This is a genomic window from Paraburkholderia sp. GAS448 (assembly GCF_050435685.1).
Lineage (GTDB): Bacteria > Pseudomonadota > Gammaproteobacteria > Burkholderiales > Burkholderiaceae > Paraburkholderia.
The window spans coordinates 1-16,053 of record NZ_JBNDKT010000009.1 but is presented as its reverse complement, the minus strand read 5'-3'; the positions used below and the strand labels follow the sequence as shown (position 1 = coordinate 16,053).

At 61.7% G+C, this 16,053-nt stretch carries 13 protein-coding genes; 2 read left to right on the top strand and 11 right to left on the bottom strand.

The features are described 5' to 3' along the window. Nucleotides 1-6 precede the first annotated feature (6 nt). The 8 genes from mraY to coq7 form a co-directional block, all read right to left on the bottom strand. Nucleotides 7-1,176, bottom strand: a complete 1,170-nt coding sequence (mraY, locus tag P3T23_RS18105) for a phospho-N-acetylmuramoyl-pentapeptide-transferase (RefSeq protein WP_429317529.1) — start codon at nt 1,174-1,176, stop codon at nt 7-9. Nucleotides 1,177-1,193: 17 nt separating this feature from the next. Next, nucleotides 1,194-2,606 (bottom strand): UDP-N-acetylmuramoyl-tripeptide--D-alanyl-D-alanine ligase, encoded by a 1,413-nt coding sequence (locus P3T23_RS18100; RefSeq protein WP_429317528.1) that lies wholly within the window; start codon nt 2,604-2,606, stop codon nt 1,194-1,196. Continuing rightward, nucleotides 2,603-4,141: a UDP-N-acetylmuramoyl-L-alanyl-D-glutamate--2,6-diaminopimelate ligase gene (locus tag P3T23_RS18095; protein ID WP_429317527.1), complete on the bottom strand. Its 1,539-nt coding sequence runs from the start codon at nt 4,139-4,141 to the stop codon at nt 2,603-2,605. The genes P3T23_RS18100 and P3T23_RS18095 overlap by 4 nt, the downstream gene beginning before the upstream one ends. After that, nucleotides 4,138-6,000 carry a peptidoglycan D,D-transpeptidase FtsI family protein gene (locus P3T23_RS18090; protein WP_429317526.1) on the bottom strand — a complete coding sequence of 621 codons (1,863 nt, stop codon included), beginning with the start codon at nt 5,998-6,000 and terminating at the stop codon, nt 4,138-4,140. The genes P3T23_RS18095 and P3T23_RS18090 overlap by 4 nt, the downstream gene beginning before the upstream one ends. Then, complete coding sequence (gene ftsL / locus P3T23_RS18085) at nt 5,997-6,353, bottom strand: cell division protein FtsL (protein ID WP_429317525.1); 357 nt, start codon at nt 6,351-6,353, stop codon at nt 5,997-5,999. The genes P3T23_RS18090 and ftsL overlap by 4 nt, the downstream gene beginning before the upstream one ends. Further along, nucleotides 6,350-7,303, bottom strand: a complete 954-nt coding sequence (gene rsmH, locus P3T23_RS18080) for a 16S rRNA (cytosine(1402)-N(4))-methyltransferase RsmH (RefSeq protein WP_133661066.1) — start codon at nt 7,301-7,303, stop codon at nt 6,350-6,352. Before rsmH ends, ftsL begins: the two co-directional genes overlap by 4 nt. 15 nt (nt 7,304-7,318) lie before the next feature. Further along, the gene (mraZ, locus tag P3T23_RS18075) at nt 7,319-7,747 is read right to left on the bottom strand and encodes a division/cell wall cluster transcriptional repressor MraZ (RefSeq protein ID WP_429317524.1); all 429 of its coding nucleotides are present in this window, start codon (nt 7,745-7,747) and stop codon (nt 7,319-7,321) included. Between the two features lie 391 nt (nt 7,748-8,138). Continuing rightward, nucleotides 8,139-8,768, bottom strand: a complete 630-nt coding sequence (coq7, locus tag P3T23_RS18070) for a 2-polyprenyl-3-methyl-6-methoxy-1,4-benzoquinone monooxygenase (protein ID WP_429317523.1) — start codon at nt 8,766-8,768, stop codon at nt 8,139-8,141. 300 nt (nt 8,769-9,068) lie between these two features. Here coq7 and P3T23_RS18065 point away from each other — a divergent pair, with 300 nt between their 5' ends. Next, complete coding sequence (locus P3T23_RS18065; RefSeq protein ID WP_429317522.1) at nt 9,069-10,253, top strand: porin; 1,185 nt, start codon at nt 9,069-9,071, stop codon at nt 10,251-10,253. 291 nt (nt 10,254-10,544) lie between these two features. On the opposite strand, the gene P3T23_RS18060 is transcribed toward P3T23_RS18065, so the two are convergent. Beyond that, nucleotides 10,545-12,218 (bottom strand): long-chain fatty acid--CoA ligase, encoded by a 1,674-nt coding sequence (locus P3T23_RS18060; RefSeq protein ID WP_429317521.1) that lies wholly within the window; start codon nt 12,216-12,218, stop codon nt 10,545-10,547. Nucleotides 12,219-12,378: 160 nt separating this feature from the next. Next, nucleotides 12,379-14,457, bottom strand: a complete 2,079-nt coding sequence (locus tag P3T23_RS18055) for a molybdopterin-containing oxidoreductase family protein (protein ID WP_429317520.1) — start codon at nt 14,455-14,457, stop codon at nt 12,379-12,381. Between the two features lie 170 nt (nt 14,458-14,627). On the opposite strand from P3T23_RS18055, the gene P3T23_RS18050 reads away from it, so the two are divergent. Beyond that, nucleotides 14,628-15,821, top strand: coding sequence for a M20 aminoacylase family protein (locus P3T23_RS18050; protein ID WP_429317519.1), 1,194 nt, complete (start codon nt 14,628-14,630; stop codon nt 15,819-15,821). Nucleotides 15,822-15,859: 38 nt separating this feature from the next. On the opposite strand, the gene P3T23_RS18045 is transcribed toward P3T23_RS18050, so the two are convergent. Further along, a partial coding sequence (locus tag P3T23_RS18045) for a hypothetical protein (RefSeq protein WP_429317518.1) occupies nt 15,860-16,053 on the bottom strand: 194 nt, incomplete at its 5' end.

Genomic DNA, 16,053 nt, shown 5'->3' with positions numbered 1-16,053 from the left:
GACTGCTTAACGCAACTTGAGCGTGGACAAACCGAACAGACACAACATCAGCGTGATGATCCAGAAACGCACGACCACCTGCGTCTCCTTCCATCCCGACAATTCGAAGTGGTGATGCAACGGCGCCATCTTGAAGAGGCGCCGCCCTTCGCCGAAACGGCGCTTGGTGTACTTGAACCACGTGACCTGCAGCATCACCGAAAGCGTCTCCGCGACGAAGATGCCGCCCATGATGAAAAGCACGATCTCCTGACGCACGATCACCGCGACCGTGCCGAGCGCGCCGCCCAGCGCCAGTGCGCCGACGTCGCCCATGAACATCTGCGCGGGGTGCGTGTTGTACCAGAGAAACGCAAGCCCGGCGCCGCCCATCGCGGAACAGAAGATCAGCAGTTCACCCGCGCCGGCAATGTGCGGAAACAGCAGGTATTTCGAGTAGACCGAGCTGCCCATCACATACGCGAACACGCCGAGCGACGCGCCGACCAGCACGACCGGCATGATCACGAGGCCATCGAGACCGTCGGTGAGGTTCACCGCGTTGCTCGCGCCGACGATCACGAGATACGTCAGCACGATGAAGCCCCACACGCCGAGCGGATAGGAGATCGACTTGACGAACGGCAGCAGCAGGTCGGCGCGCGCGGGCAGCCCCATCGACAGGCCGCTCTTCACCCATGCCATGAACAGGTCGAACACCCGCACATTGCTCGCTTCCGATACGCTGAAGGCGAGATACACCGCGGCGAAGAGGCCGATCACCGACTGCCAGAAATACTTTTCGCGCGACGACATGCCGCGCGGATCCTTGTAGACGACCTTCCGATAGTCGTCGACCCAGCCGATCACGCCGAAGCCGAACGTGACGAGCATCACGATCCAGATGAAGCGGTTCGTGAGATCGCCCCACAGCAGCGTCGATACGGCGATGCCGAGCAGGATCAGCACGCCCCCCATCGTCGGCGTGCCGGATTTCACCAGATGCGTCTGCGGACCGTCCTTGCGCACGGCCTGGCCGACCTTCATCGCGGTCAGCTTGCGAATCACCGCCGGGCCACAGACGAGCCCGATCAACAGTGCGGTGATGGTCGCCATCACCGCACGAAACGTCAGATAACTGAACACGCGCAAGAAGCTTGCGTCATTCTGCAGCCATTGCGCCAGCGCCAGTAGCATGCCTCGGTCCTTCTATTTCAGTGTGCAGCGGGCGCTTCGCCCGCTGCGTTGGGTTGTGGACTCGTTACGGCGTCCACCACGCGCTCCATCTGCATGAAGCGCGAGCCTTTCACGAGAATCGTTGCAGCCGATCCGAAGCCAGCCTGCAGTAAATGCGCAACCAGCGCGGGAACGCCGTCGAAGTGACGGGCCTCCCCGCCGAAAGCGCTGCATGCATCGCGCGATGCTTCGCCCATGGCGAACAGCGCATCGATGCCGCGTTCTTTCGCGTACGCGCCGACTTCGCGATGAAATTCCGGACCGTTATCACCCACTTCGCCCATATCGCCCATGACGAGTACGCGCGGCGACGGTTGCGAAGCAAGAACGTCGATCGCGGCGCGCATCGAGTCAGGGTTCGCGTTGTAGGTGTCGTCGATGACGGTTGCGCCGGCCAGTGCGCCGAGCGCCGCACGCTTGACCTGCAGGCGGCCCTTCACCGCACCGAAGGCCTCGAGACCGCGACGGATCGCATCGAGCGACACGTCCGCTGCGAGCGCGGCCGCCGTTGCTGCAAGTGCATTGCGGGCGTTGTGATCGCCGAGCACCTGCAGCGTGACCTCGACGCGGCCTTGTGGCGTATCGACCGTCAAACGGTTGCCGGCGAACGTACCGGTCACCGCGGCGTCGGTCGTGCGCTCCGCGTTGTTGAGCGCGAAGTCGATGATCGGGTTGCCGGTTGCCGCGACGCGCCAGATGCTGGCGTATGCGTCATCGGCGGGAAACACTGCGACGCCGTCGGGCTTCAGCGCGTGAATCACGCTGGCGTGTTCGAGCGCGACCGCTTCGACGGTCGCCATGAACTCCTGATGCTCGCGCTGCGCATTGTTCACGACGGCGACAGTCGGTTCAGTGATTTTCGCAAGCAGATCGGTCTCGCCCGGATGATTCATCCCGAGTTCGACGACCGCAAGCTTGTGTGCTTCCGTCAGCCGGAAAAGCGTCAGAGGCAAACCGATGTCGTTGTTGAAATTGCCCGCGGTCGCGAGGCGTGCTTCCAGGCCCACGGCGGCCGCGAAAATCGACGAGATCATTTCCTTGACCGTCGTCTTGCCGTTGCTGCCCGTCACCGCGACAAGCGGCATCGAGAAGTGGCGGCGCCAGCCGCGCGCAAGCGCGCCCAACGCAACGCGCGTGTCGGCGACGCGCAATGCCGGCACGCGCCAGTCGCCCGGGCTCCGGCTGACGAGCGCAGCGCTTACGTGACGCGTTGCGACTTCCGGCAGGAAGTCGTGCGCGTCGAAGCGGTCGCCCTTCAGCGCCACGAACAGGTCGCCCGGACCTGCGGTACGGCTGTCGGTCGACACGCGATCAAATGTGGCCGACTCGTCGCCAAGGACGGTCGCGCCCGGAATCAGCGCTGCGGCTTCGCGCAGGGAGAACATCGTCATTCGTCACCTCCGCGAGCCTGCGTCGCACGCGCGGCGAGCGCGAGGCGTGCGTGATCCTGATCGGAGAAAGCGCGCTTCTTGCCCATGATTTCCTGTGTCGCTTCGTGCCCTTTGCCGGCCAGCACGATCACGTCTTCGCGTGCCGCGTGACGGATCGCCTGCAGGATTGCGCTGGCGCGATCCTCGATACGGCGCACCTTCGACGTGTCCTGCATGCCTGCCACGATCTGGTCGATGATCGCGGCCGGCTCTTCACTGCGCGGGTTATCGCTCGTGACGATCACGCCGTCCGCGAGCTTTTGTGCAATCGCGCCCATCAGCGGGCGTTTGGTCGCGTCGCGATCGCCGCCGCAGCCGAACATGCAGACGAGTTCGCCGCCGCGCGCCTGCGCCATCGGGCGCAACGCTTCGAGCGTTTTTTCGAGCGCGTCCGGCGTGTGCGCGTAATCGATCACGACGAGCGGCTCGTCGTTCTGCAGTCGTCCGCCAAGACGCTGCATGCGGCCGTTCACCGGTTCGAGCTTCTGCAATTCGGCAAGTGCGGCTTCGAACGGCACGTCGGCCGCGAGCAGCGCGCCCAGCACGCCGAGCAGGTTGCTGACGTTGAACGCGCCGAGCGTCGCGACTTCGACGTCGGCATTACCCCAGTCCGAAGTCAGATGAAATGCGGTGCCGGTTGCCGTCGCGCGGACGTTCGAGGCCAGCAGCACCGAGTCTGCGGGCGCGTCTTCGCGAGCTTCGAGGCCATAGGCGATTGTGCGAACCTTGCCTTTCACATTCGCGATCAGGCGGCGTCCGGCTTCATCGTCGCGATTGATCACCGCGCAGCGCAGACCCGGCCAGTCGAACAGACGCACCTTCGCCGCCTCGTACGCAGCGAACGTACCGTGGTAATCGAGGTGATCCTGGGTGAGGTTCGTGAAGACGGCGATATCGAACGAGGTGCCGTTCACGCGCCCCTGATGCAGGGCATGCGACGACACTTCCATCGCGATCGCCCGCGCGCCGGCGTCGCGCAACTGCGCGAGGCTGCGCTGCAGTTGCGGCGCGTCGGGCGTCGTGAAACCCGTGTGCACAAGCTGGCCCGGCATCCCGCTGCCGAGCGTGCCGATGATCGCGCAGCGCTTGCCGACCGCCGTCAACGCCGCGGCGATCCACTGGCTACACGACGTCTTGCCGTTTGTGCCCGTGACGCCGACCACCAGCATCGCGTCACTCGGATCTCCATACCAGCCGCTCGCGATCGAACCGGCCAGTTCATTCAGGGCCGGCACGGCGAGCGTCGTTGCCGGATCGATGGCGCCGGTGAAGTTTTCGGGCTGAACGAGCACGGCTGCCGCGCCGCGCTCAATCGCGTTGTCGATGAACGGCCGGTTGTCGGCGCCCTCGACGGCGTACGCGAGAAAGACGTCGCCCGCAGCCAGTGGACGCGTGTCGGCATGCAGATGCGCCGCTGGCTGCACGCGGGCGTGCAGCCAGTTGAGCGCGTCGGCGATCTGCCGGTGCGCGGGATGCCCCGAACGCAGTGCGCTCATCTGACCACTCCAGGACGGTTCTTTGCGCTATCGGCGATCGTCAGCTTCTTCGCCGCGCCACCGGTGGCGAGTTTCCTGGCCGCGGGGGCAGGCGCAGCGGGCGTGGGCGGTGGCGCCGTATCGTCGGACACGACCATCTGCTTGACCGGCATATCCGGCGGCACATTCAGCGTGCGCAGCGTGTCTCCGACGATCGACGAGAACACCGGACCCGACACCTGACCGCCGAAGTGGCTGCCTGCCGTTGGTTCGTCGACCGAAACGGCGACGACGATGCGCGGATTCGGCATCGGCGCCATGCCGACGAACGATGCGCGGTACTTGGATTTGTCGTAGCCGTGGGCGCCGTGTTTGTACGCCGTGCCGCTCTTGCCGCCGACCCGGTAACCCGGCACCGCTGCATCCGGCGACGTGCCGCCTGGCGCAGTCACGGTTTCGAGCATTGCGCGGACCTCACGCGCGGTGGTCGGCGAGAAGATCTGCGGGCCGGTCACCGGCTGGTCGCCCGGCGTGCGGAAGATCGACACCGGCAGGATCTGGCCGTCGTGGGCGATCGCGGTGTACGCGCGCGCGAGCTGGAACAGCGAAGCCGACAGGCCGTAGCCGTATGACATCGTCGCCTGTTCGATCCGCCGCCAGCTGCGCCACGGACGCAGACGTCCCGCCGCCGCGCCGGGGAAGCCGACCTTCGGCGCCTGACCGAGACCGATGCTCGTATACATATTCCACATCTCTTCCGGCTTGAGCGTCATCGCGATCTTGGTCGCACCGATGTTGCTCGACTTCTGGATCACGCCGCCGACCGTCAGCACGCCGAACGCGCTGTCATCCGTGATCTGCGCGCCGTCGAGGACGAAGCGGCCCGGACCCGTGTCTACCAGTGTAGTCGGCGAGACGCGGTGCAGATCGAGCGCCAGCGAGATCGTGAACGGCTTCATGATCGAGCCCGGCTCGAACACGTCGGTCAGCATGCGGTTGCGCAGCTGTTCGCCGGTCAGGTGCGAGCGGTCGTTCGGGTTATAGGTCGGATAATTGACGAGGGCGAGCACTTCGCCCGTGCGGACGTCGATGACCATCGCCGTGCCGGCCTTCGCCTTGAATTTCTCGACCGCGGCCTTCAGGTTCGTGTACGCGATGTACTGGATCTTGCTGTCGATCGACAGGTCGACATCGGCGCCGTTGTGCGGCACGACCTGCTCGTCGACGTCCTCGATGACGCGCCCCATCCGGTCCTTGATCACGCGGCGGATGCCGGAGGTGCCGGCGAGCATCTTCTGGTCGCCCAGTTCGACGCCTTCCTGGCCTTCGTCTTCGACGTTGGTGAAGCCGATCAGGTGAGCGGTGATCTCGCCTTCCGGATAGAAGCGTTTGTATTCTGCACGCTGATAGATACCGGGAATGTCGAGCTCGGCAACCTTCGCGGCGACGTCGACGGGCACCTGGCGCTTCACGTAGACGAACGTCTTGTCTTCGGACAGCTTCGCGCGCAGTTCCTTCTGCGTCATGTCGAGCAGTTTGCCGAGCGCGGCGAGCTTGTCCGCGCCGAGATCGTCCGGTACCGATTCAGGAATCGCCCAGATGGCGCGCACCGGCAGGCTGGTCGCGAGCACCAGCCCGTTACGATCGAGAATCTTGCCGCGCGTGGCCGGCAGTTCGAGTGTGCGCTGATAGCGGCTCTCGCCCTGCTTCTGATAGAACGCGTTGCCCGGGCCCTGGATCCAGAACGCGCGCCCGGCGAGCGCGACGAACGCCATGAACAGCAGGAACACGACGAGCCGCGAGCGCCACATCGGCAGGCGCACGGACAGAATCGGATTGGCAGAAAACGCGACGCTCTTGCGGGTCGTCGACTTTTTCATCGCACACCTCCGCGGCGCGTGGCGGCAGCAGCCGGCGCGGAATCAGGCGCCGACGTCGGCACCGGCGCATCTTCGGCTCTGGCGGCTCCCGGGTCGAGCGTCAGATATTGAGTGCGCCCGGTCGTGGCGGACTGCATCTTCAGCGAAGTCGTGGCGATCTGCTCGATGCGCGAAGTTTTCGACAGCGAGCTCTGCTGATATTGAAGCTGTGCGTAGTCCTGCTGCAACTGACGCTCCTGCGACTGGGCGCGCTGCAACTGGATGAAAAACTGACGCTGCTGGTTGGTCGCGTTGACGACGGAAAGCGCACATCCCATCACGACGATCAGCAGGAAGATATTGAGGCGGCTCATGGCGCGATACGCTCCGCGACACGCATCACGGCCGAACGGGCGCGCGGGTTCGCGGCGACTTCGGCGTCACTCGCGAACACGCGGCCAATGATCCTGAGCGGGGGGCTGGGCAGATCGACGGCACGGATCGGCAGGCGGCGATCGACCGCAGGCGCACTGGCGTGCGCCTGCATGAATCGCTTGACGATCCGGTCTTCGAGCGAATGAAAGCTGATGACCACCAGCCGCCCCCCTTGCTCCAGCAACGACAATGCTGCTTCTAAAACGACTTGCAGCTCCGCAAGCTCTTGATTGACGTGAATCCGTATAGCCTGAAAGGTGCGGGTTGCCGGATCCTTGCCCTTCTCACGGGTTTTGACGACGTTAGCCACGATTTGGGCAAGCTCGCCCGTGCTGACGAGAGGCCCAAGACGGTCGGACTCTGCCCGGCGAGCAACAAGCGCCTTTGCAATCTGAAAAGCAAACCGTTCTTCCCCATAATCTCGTATCACCTCCGTCAGTTCCTGCACCGTGGCCCGCGCCAGCCAGTCAGCGGCAGACTCGCCGCGCGTCGGGTCCATCCGCATGTCGAGCGGGCCATCGGCGCGGAAACTGAAACCCCGCTCCGGATCGTCGACTTGCGGCGACGACACACCCAGATCCAGCAACACTCCCGACACACGCCCTACCCCGCGCTCCGCAACCGCGTCGCGCAGCGAAGCAAAACTCTCATGCACGATTTCGAAGCGCGGATCGGCAATCTGCCGGGCCGTCGCGATGGCAAGCGGGTCCTTGTCGAATGCAATCAAACGACCTGCCTCGCCCAGTTTGCCCAACACCGCCCGACTATGACCGCCGCGCCCGAACGTGCCGTCCACATAGACGCCGTCCGTGCGCGTAACCAGCGCATCGACCGCTTCTTCCAGCAGCACCGTGCGATGCTGCAACTCGTTTCCCATCGCAGGTGCCATATATGTAAACCGCGATCAGAACGTGAAATTCTTCAGCGCATCGGGCATGCCCTGCGCCATGGCCGCCTGTTCCTTGGCGGCGTAGGTTTGCGCATCCCACAACTCGAAGTGGCTACCCATACCGAGCAGCATCACTTCCTTTTCCAGCATTGCAGCCATCCGCAGTTCCGGCGAAACGAGGATGCGACCCGCACCATCCAGGTCGACGTCCGATGCATTACCGAGGAAAATCCGCCGCCACCAGTGAGCGTCCATGGGCAGCGCGGCGATCTTCGTGCGAAAGACCTCCCATTCCGGGCGCGGAAAGAGCAACAGGCAGCCGTCCGGGTGCTTGGTAATCGTCACCCGGCCTTCTGCCTGTCCTTGCAGCGCATCCCGATAGCGCGACGGAATCGACATCCGTCCTTTCGCATCGAGCGTCAGCGCCGACGCCCCTTGGAACACTTCCGCTCTCCCCTGCCGGACGCTGAAGGTCGTCCGCCTGTTCTTAAAAATTTACCCGAAAAGGCCCGGTGAATCACACAAAAATACACTTTCTCACACTGTCTCCCACTTTAGAGGAACGCTAAACACGGGTCAAGGGAGATACGTGCTTTTTCGGCGAATTTTGTTTGCTAGAACAAGGACTTAGCGCCACTAGTTCACGTCACGCTTAAAATGGAAAATCGTTATAAATGAAAGGACTAGTGCAACTTGTGAAGGTGATACGTGAAAAGTGCGGGGGAAACGCGTGGCGCGTAAGCGAACTGAGAAGGAGAAGAAGGCAGATCGGCGGACGATTGTCGGTGGGATGGGTGCGATGCAGCCTTGGGTGCTGTCCCACCTGAACAAGTGACTAAACGTAGTAGGCAGTACGGGTCATGATCTTCGACGCGGCGCGCATGAGCGCCCGGGCGGGAAACGGCAGTTCGATGCCGCCGGCATCGATGGCGGCCTTGCCATGCACCGCTTCGTCGACGCGCATCTGCTCGACGATCGCCCGTGATTCGACGTCCGCTTCCGGCAGCTTGTCCAGATGGCCATCCAGATGGTGTTCCACCTGTCGCTCTGTTTCGGCCATGAAGCCAAGACTCACGCGATCGCCGAAACGACCCGCGACAAGTCCAATAGCCAGCGCGCCGGTATACCAGAGCGGATTAAGCAGGCTCGGCCGGGAATCGAGCGCTTCGAGGCGACGCGCGGTCCACGCGAGGTGATCTTCTTCCTCACGGGCTGCGTGCTCGAATGCTTCTTTCAGGGTGGGCGAGCGCGTGGCGAGTTTCTGGGCCTGATAAAGCGCCTGCGCGCACACCTCTCCAACATGATTCACGCGCATCAGACCTGCGGCGTGCGAACGCTCTTCCGGCGACATTTCGACTGCTCCGACAGAGGGTGGCGGCACCGGCATCGGCCTGGACATCCGCGAGACACCTGTCATTGAGCGTAAACCCCGATCCAACTCGGTAATCAATTCATCGAGCGTCATCCAGGCCTCCCTCAATTCGACGTCTCATCCACGCGCGCCAGCCCCCGCAAGCCTCTGTATTCAGTGACCAAAACTGGCGCATACCGGCTCCTCATCTGACCCGGAATCGCTGGCCAAACTGCGATTCTAGACCATGTTGCGTAAACGAAACAGCGCGTTACACCACGGTCTGCTTTTACTTTGAGCACATTAGGCGTTTTGTTACATTACGTGCAACTTCTCGCGAAGTTAAGCAAGGCAGCGACGCAAGACAACTATTCGCCTTGTTAAAAAAATTCGCAATTCCTTGGAGATCATTCGATGAAAAAGTCGCTTCTCGCTCTCGCGGCACTGGGCGCGTTTGCTGGCGTCGCCCATGCGCAGAGCAGCGTGACCCTGTACGGTATTATTGATGAAGGCTTCAACCTCAATACGAACTCGGGCGGCAAGCATCTGTACAACCTGTCGAGCGGCGTTCTGCAGGGTAGCCGTTTCGGTCTGCGCGGCACGGAAGATCTGGGCGGCGGTCTGAAGGCGATCTTCGTGCTGGAAAACGGCTTTGATGTGAACAACGGCAAGCTGGGTCAAGGTGGCCTGTTGTTCGGTCGTCAAGCTTACGTTGGTCTGTCGAGCCAGTTCGGCACCGTGACGCTGGGTCGCCAATACGACTCCGTCGTCGACTACGTCGGTCCGCTCGAAGCAGGCGACCAGTGGGGCGGCTACATCGCGGCGCACCCAGACGACCTCGACAACTTCAACAATGCGTTCCGCACCAATAACACGGTCAAGTACACGAGCGCGAACTACAACGGCCTAACGTTCGGCGGCACGTACAGCTTCGGCGGCCAAGCTGGCAATTTCTCTGCCAACCAGATCTGGTCGTTGGGTGTTGGCTACTCGAACGGTCCTGTCGTGCTCGGCGCGGGTTACCTGAATGCGCGCACGCCGGCAGCTCCGGGCGGTATGTTCAACACCGCTAGCACGACCGTTCCGGCCGCGTCGGCTGTGTCGTTTGCGACTGCCCCGGTTTACGCCGGCTACGCGTCGGCGAACACATACCAGGTAGCCGGTTTGGGCGGTGCTTACACGTTCGGCGCAGCGACGATTGGCCTGACGTACTCGAACGTCCAGTTCTACGGACTCGGCACGACATTCGCAACAATCTTCAACCGCGGCTCGACTGCTACGTTCAACAATGGCGAAGTCAACTTCAAGTACCAGTTGACCCCGGCGCTGCTGGTCGGTGCAGCGTTCGACTACACGCGCGGCACCGCCGTGAACCGCACAAACGGCGCGCCGACCGAGCACGCCGATTACTACCAGGGCGCATTGGGTGTCGACTACTTCCTGTCGAAGCGCACCGATGTCTACATGGTAGGCGTGTTCCAGCAAGCTTCGGGAACGGACTCGACCGGCAATTCCGCAGTCGCTTCAATCAACAACCTGACCGCATCGTCGAACAACCGTCAGTTCACGGCTCGCGTCGGTATCCGTCACAAGTTCTAATAAGTCGTAATAAAGCGGTTTACCTCAAAGGCGCCTTCGGGCGCCTTTTTTTATGTTCTTGAGGATTGGCTCTCTTACAGGTTGGTTGGGCGGCGGCGATGCCGACCAGTCGTGTGACGAAACCTCCGTCGCAAAAGAAACGGCCCAACGGGTTCAATCCGTCAGGCCGCCTTCTCGAATCTACCGGTCACGCTACGCTTTGGCGTTCTCACGCGTCGGCGTGGGCTGCCAGAAACCCGCTAACCGCCAGCCAGCTTGAAAGTTGTATCGCGAGCGTCGAAAAACCGGGCCTTACGCCCGTCCGTCGCGCAACTCCCGCCGCAGGATCTTGCCGACATTGCTCTTCGGCAACTCCGTGCGAAACTCGATCAGCTTCGGACGCTTGTATCCCGTCAGTTGCGTTTTGCAGAATGAGAACAGGTCGTCGTCAGTGAGCGCGGGGTCCTTTTTGACAATGAAAAGCTTCACTGCTTCACCCGAACGCTCGTCCGGCACCCCAACGGCCGCGACCTCGAATACGCCCGGATGCTTCGCCACAACGTCCTCGATCTCGTTCGGGTAGACGTTGAACCCAGACACAAGAATCATGTCCTTCTTGCGATCGACGATCTTCACGTACCCTTTGTCATTCATGACGCCGACGTCGCCCGATTTGAAGAAGCCGTCCGGGGTCATCACCTTCGCAGTTTCGTCCGGACGGTTCCAGTAGCCGGCCATCACCTGTGGTCCGCGAATACAGATCTCGCCCGGCTGGCCGAGGGGCACTTCATTGCCCTCGTCATCGCGAATGGACACTTCCGTCGAAGGCAGGGGCAGGCCGATCGTCCCGCTGTATTCGGTCACGGTTGCCGGATTGCATGTCACGCACGGCGACGTTTCCGACAGACCGTAACCTTCGATGATCGGTGTGTGAGTTCTTTCGTACCAACGCTTCGCCACCGCTTCCTGCACGGCCATGCCGCCGCCGTTCGCGACAAGCAGCTTCGAGAAATCGAGTTGCGAAAACTCCGGGCTGTTCAGCAGCGCGTTGTAAAGAGTGTTCACTGCGGGAATCGTTGTAATCGCGTAACCACGCAGCGCCCTGATCATGCCGCTGATGTCGCGTGGATTCGGGATCAGCACGCCCAGACCACCGGTACGGATGGTGAGCAGTCCGCAGACGGTCAACGCGAACACGTGATAGAGCGGCAGCGCTACGACCGTGACAAACTGGTCGATATCCGACCGGTTTGCCCGCGCCGGATCCAGCCACACCTGTGACTGCAACACATTGGAGACGAGGTTGCGATGCAGGAGCGTCGCGCCTTTCGAGACGCCCGTCGTGCCTCCCGTGTACTGCAGAAAGGCGACGTCGTCGGGGCCTTGCTGGACGGGCTTGAACGTCTGACGTGCGCCTTCGGCTACGGCGTCATTGAATCTGATGTGACCCGGCAGGCTCCATGCCGGCACCATCTTTTTTACCTTGCGCACGACGAAGTTTACGATGAGCCCTTTCGCGCCCATCAGATCGCCCATTGTCGCGACAACGACATGCTTGACGGACGTTTTGCCTACGATCGTCTGCAGCGTGACTGCGAAATTCTCAAGAATGATGATGGCTTCGGCACCGCTGTCCTTAAGCTGGTGTTCCAGTTCGCGCGGCGTGTACAGGGGGTTCACGTTCACAACGACGTAGCCTGCGCGCAGAATCGCGGCAATCGCGACCGGGTACTGAAGCACGTTCGGCATCATGATCGCGATGCGAGCACCGCGCGGAATCCCTTTCGACTGAAACCAGGCTCCGAGCTTGCGCGACAGCGCGTCGAGCTCGCCATAGGTGATCTGCTTGCCCATGCAGGCAAAAGCCGGCTTGGCCCGGTGTTCGCGAAAACTTTCTTCAAGCAGGGCGGTAACCGACGTGTACCGCGTCGGATCAATTTCTGCTGGAACGCCGGGTGGATACGATTTCAGCCAGATTTTTTCCATGCGGCGTCTCCTCCTTATATTTTCGAATGGTCGTGCTAAAAACGCATCGTAGCATGCGCGTCACGGCGATATTCGCGGAAAATCACCGGGTTAGACGCCACCCTCGAACCGCATTGGCCGCTATCTGCAGCCTTGAGCGCCGCTGTCGCTTGAGCCGCAATCAGGCGCGCTCGACTTCCACCAGACAATCGTAAAAAGTCGCCGAGCCACCGAGGTCCGTCAATGCCTGGCTGGTGACCTGATTGGCGTTCCGACCATCCGGTGCAAGCTTTTTCCACCAGATCGACAGGCCGACAACGAGGCCCTCACGGGCCCGCTCAGTGACGCGGGCGCGTGCCTGCATCGAACCACGATCGTTGAAGATAAGCACCAGATCGCCGTCATTGACGCCACGATGGAGGGCGTCGGCGGGATGAATGTCGAGGTGAGGCTCCCCTTCCGTCGAGCGTAGGCTTTCGACATTGACGAACGTGCTATTCAGGAAGTTGCGGGATGGGGGCGAGATCATCGCCAGCGGATACCGGGCGGCCAGTTCAGGCGCCCCGTCAGCGGATTCATAGGGGGGCAGATAGTCAGGCAACGGATCGCACCCTTCGCTGGCCAGTCTCGCGCTATAGAACTCGCATTTGCCCGACGGTGTACGAAACGCGCCATCAGCGAACGGCGCATCGGGGAGATTCAGCCTGGTCCAGCCAGTTTTTTTCAGCGTTTCCCAGTCGAATCCCTTGAGCACCGGGTCGCTCCAGTGGAACGCGCCTGATGCAACCGCTTCGTCGCTGTCATAAAGCGCCTGCTCCTGTAGCCCCATACTGCGAGCGATGCCGCGAAAGATTTCGGTGTTCGGGCGCGCGTCGCCGACAGGCGGAATCGCCGGCAGATTCACCATTACATGGGTGTGGCCGTACGACTTGTGTACATCCAGATGCTCGAGCTGCGTTGTCGCGGGGAGGAGCAGATCGGCATAATCGGCGGTATCTGTCTGGAAATGTTCGAGCACGATCGTGAACAGATCCTCCCGCGCAAATCCGGCTGCGACGCGCTCCGAGTCCGGCGCGACGGCAACCGGGTTCGAGTTGTAGACGATGATCGCCTCGACCTTCGGCCCGAACGTTGTGTCGCCGGCATGCAGCAGCGCATCGCCGATGCCGTTCATATTGATCACGCGCGGCTGTTTCGCCGGCCAGCCCGGCATCAGATCAGGGCGCTCGAGCGCGTGCGAGTCGACCGGGGCCCAACCAGACGACGACAACAGCAAACCGCCCGCCCGATCGCGCCAGGCGCCGGTCAGCGACGGCAAACAGGCGATCGCCCGTACCGCGTTACCCCCGCCGCGAACACGCTGCATGCCATAGTTCAGCCTGATCGCAGCCCTGTTCGTGCGGCCGTATAGCCGGGCAAGGTCGACGATCACCTGTTCCTCGATTCCGCAAATCTGCGCGACGCGTGATGGCGGATAGGTCATTGCACGCGCTTTCAGTTCACTGAAGCCGAGCGTGTGGTCCGTGACGTAAGCGTGGTCGATCAGGTCCTCAGTGATCAGTACATGCATCATGCCAAGGGCCAGCGCGCCATCGGTGCCTGGCTTGAGCGCAATGTGCTGATGGCACTTTTCCGCAGTTAGCGAGCGGTATGGGTCGATTGCAATCAGACGCGCACCCCGCCGTTTGGCCTCCTGCGCTCTTGTCCAGAAGTGCAGGTTTGACGCAATCGGGTTCGAGCCCCAGATCAGGATGAGTTCGCTTTCTTCGAAGAACTCAGTAAGCATGCCGACGCTCGCGCCATACGTGTACTTGAGACCCGCCGCGCCTGCGGCGGCGCAGATCGTCCGGTCAAGTTGCGATGCGCCCAGTTTGTGGAAGAAGCGCTGTGCGATGCTGTCGCCTTGCACGAGTCCCATCGTGCCGGCATAGCTGTAGGGCATGATCGCCTCGGGTTCACGTCGGGCGATTTCAGTCAGACGCGCTGCGGCCAACCCGAATGCTTCGTCCCAGCTTATCGGCTCAAAACGCCCTTCCCCTTTTCGGCCGACGCGCTTCATCGGCGTCGTGAGGCGCCTCGGATGATGAACGCGTTCCGCATAGCGACTCACCTTCGTGCACAGGACCCCTTGTGTCGGTGGATGATCGGGGTCGCCCGTCACCTTGATCGCCCGCCCATTTTCGACGGTTACGCGCATTGCGCAGGTATCCGGGCAGTCGTGCGGGCAAACAGCACGGGCAAAGTCGGCAGGAGCATTCATTGGGTGATCCGTCAGAGGGGGCGAGGAGCGTGTGTGCCGTAATTTTATTACGTGAGCGCGGCGGCAGTCGTTCCGTGTCGCCAAAAATACCGTTCGGCGTAGAATTGATTTTCCCGGGCTCGAACGATCAAGTCTCGAGCGATATCACGCACAATGAAGCCTAACGCACCATGAAACTGATTCCGGAAATTGAAGCCGCCCACGGCGAGATTCAGGCACTGCGACGAACGATCCACGCTCACCCCGAGCTTCGTTACGAAGAAACACACACCTCGGATCTGGTCGCCAAAAACCTTGCCGCATGGGGCATCGAGGTGCATCGAGGGTTGGGCAAGACGGGCGTTGTCGGGATTCTGAAACGCGGCAGCAGTCCCCGGTCGATTGGTCTGCGTGCGGACATGGATGCGCTCCCGATTCACGAGCTCAACACGTTCGAACACCGTTCGCGCAACGAAGGCAAAATGCATGCGTGCGGTCACGACGGCCACACGGCGATGCTGCTGGGTGCTGCGCGACATCTAGCCAGACACGACGACTTCGACGGCACAGTGGTGTTTATATTTCAGCCCGCCGAAGAGGGTGGTGCCGGCGCACAGGCGATGATCGACGACGGCCTATTCACGAAGTTTCCCGTCGACGCGGTATTTGGCATTCACAATTGGCCAGGAATGCCTGCCGGTCACTTTGGTGTGACTGAAGGCCCGATTATGGCGTCGAGCAACGAATTTCGCATTGAGATCAAAGGAGTGGGGTCACATGCGGCGTTGCCACATAACGGCCGCGACCCCGTCTTTACGGCAGTTCAGGTGGCGAATGGCCTGCAGGGCATTATCACCCGCAACAAGAAGCCGCTCGATACGGCAGTACTCTCAATTACACAGATTCACGCTGGAGACGCGGTGAATGTCGTTCCCGACGAGGCATGGATTGCGGGCACGGTTCGTACATTCACGGCTGAGACGCTGGACCTGATCGAAACACGCTTGCGCAAGATCGCGAAGAGTACGGCTGAGGCTTACGACTGCTCGGTGAACATCAGCTTTCATCGTAACTATCCGCCGACAATCAACAGCAGCGAGGAAACGCAATTTGCGGCGGAGGTAATGAGGGATGTCGTCGGAGCAGAAAACGTCGATGACGCTGTCGAACCCACGATGGGCGCAGAGGACTTCTCCTTCATGCTGCTCGCCAAGCCGGGGTGCTACGCGTTTCTAGGCAATGGAGAGGGCGGACATCGGGATGCTGGCCACGGTGCCGGTCCCTGCATGCTGCACAACGCGAGCTACGATTTCAACGATGATTTGCTGTCGGTAGGGTCGACGTACTGGGTGAGGCTGACGCAGACGTATCTGCTCAAGAAGTGAGCTTGACGGTGCGTGAAGAGGTCACTGCTGCGGTGAGGTCATGCCGTGAAGAAGAGCGGATTCGCGGACGAACAGATCGCATACGCGCTGAAGCAGACGGAGCCGGATACAGCGGCCGCGACGCTGCAAGCATCGCTGCCTGGGAAGCGGCGTAAACGCAGAAACCCCACCTTTTGGGGGTGGGGTTTCCGATGCTGCAGGGGAGCCTGACGATTACCTACTTTCACACGGG

What these genes read in the sequence shown, in the direction of transcription:
- rsmH (WP_133661066.1), bottom strand. Translation starts at nt 7,303, where the DNA reads ATGGCACCTGCGATGGGAAACGAGTTGCAGCATCGCACGGTGCTGCTG.
- P3T23_RS18100 (WP_429317528.1), bottom strand. Translation starts at nt 2,606, where the DNA reads ATGACGATGTTCTCCCTGCGCGAAGCCGCAGCGCTGATTCCGGGCGCG.
- P3T23_RS18090 (WP_429317526.1), bottom strand. Translation starts at nt 6,000, where the DNA reads ATGAAAAAGTCGACGACCCGCAAGAGCGTCGCGTTTTCTGCCAATCCG.
- P3T23_RS18060 (WP_429317521.1), bottom strand. Translation starts at nt 12,218, where the DNA reads ATGGAAAAAATCTGGCTGAAATCGTATCCACCCGGCGTTCCAGCAGAA.
- P3T23_RS18050 (WP_429317519.1), top strand. Translation starts at nt 14,628, where the DNA reads ATGAAACTGATTCCGGAAATTGAAGCCGCCCACGGCGAGATTCAGGCA.
- mraY (WP_429317529.1), bottom strand. Translation starts at nt 1,176, where the DNA reads ATGCTACTGGCGCTGGCGCAATGGCTGCAGAATGACGCAAGCTTCTTG.
- P3T23_RS18095 (WP_429317527.1), bottom strand. Translation starts at nt 4,141, where the DNA reads ATGAGCGCACTGCGTTCGGGGCATCCCGCGCACCGGCAGATCGCCGAC.
- coq7 (WP_429317523.1), bottom strand. Translation starts at nt 8,768, where the DNA reads ATGACGCTCGATGAATTGATTACCGAGTTGGATCGGGGTTTACGCTCA.
- P3T23_RS18065 (WP_429317522.1), top strand. Translation starts at nt 9,069, where the DNA reads ATGAAAAAGTCGCTTCTCGCTCTCGCGGCACTGGGCGCGTTTGCTGGC.
- P3T23_RS18055 (WP_429317520.1), bottom strand. Translation starts at nt 14,457, where the DNA reads ATGAATGCTCCTGCCGACTTTGCCCGTGCTGTTTGCCCGCACGACTGC.
- ftsL (WP_429317525.1), bottom strand. Translation starts at nt 6,353, where the DNA reads ATGAGCCGCCTCAATATCTTCCTGCTGATCGTCGTGATGGGATGTGCG.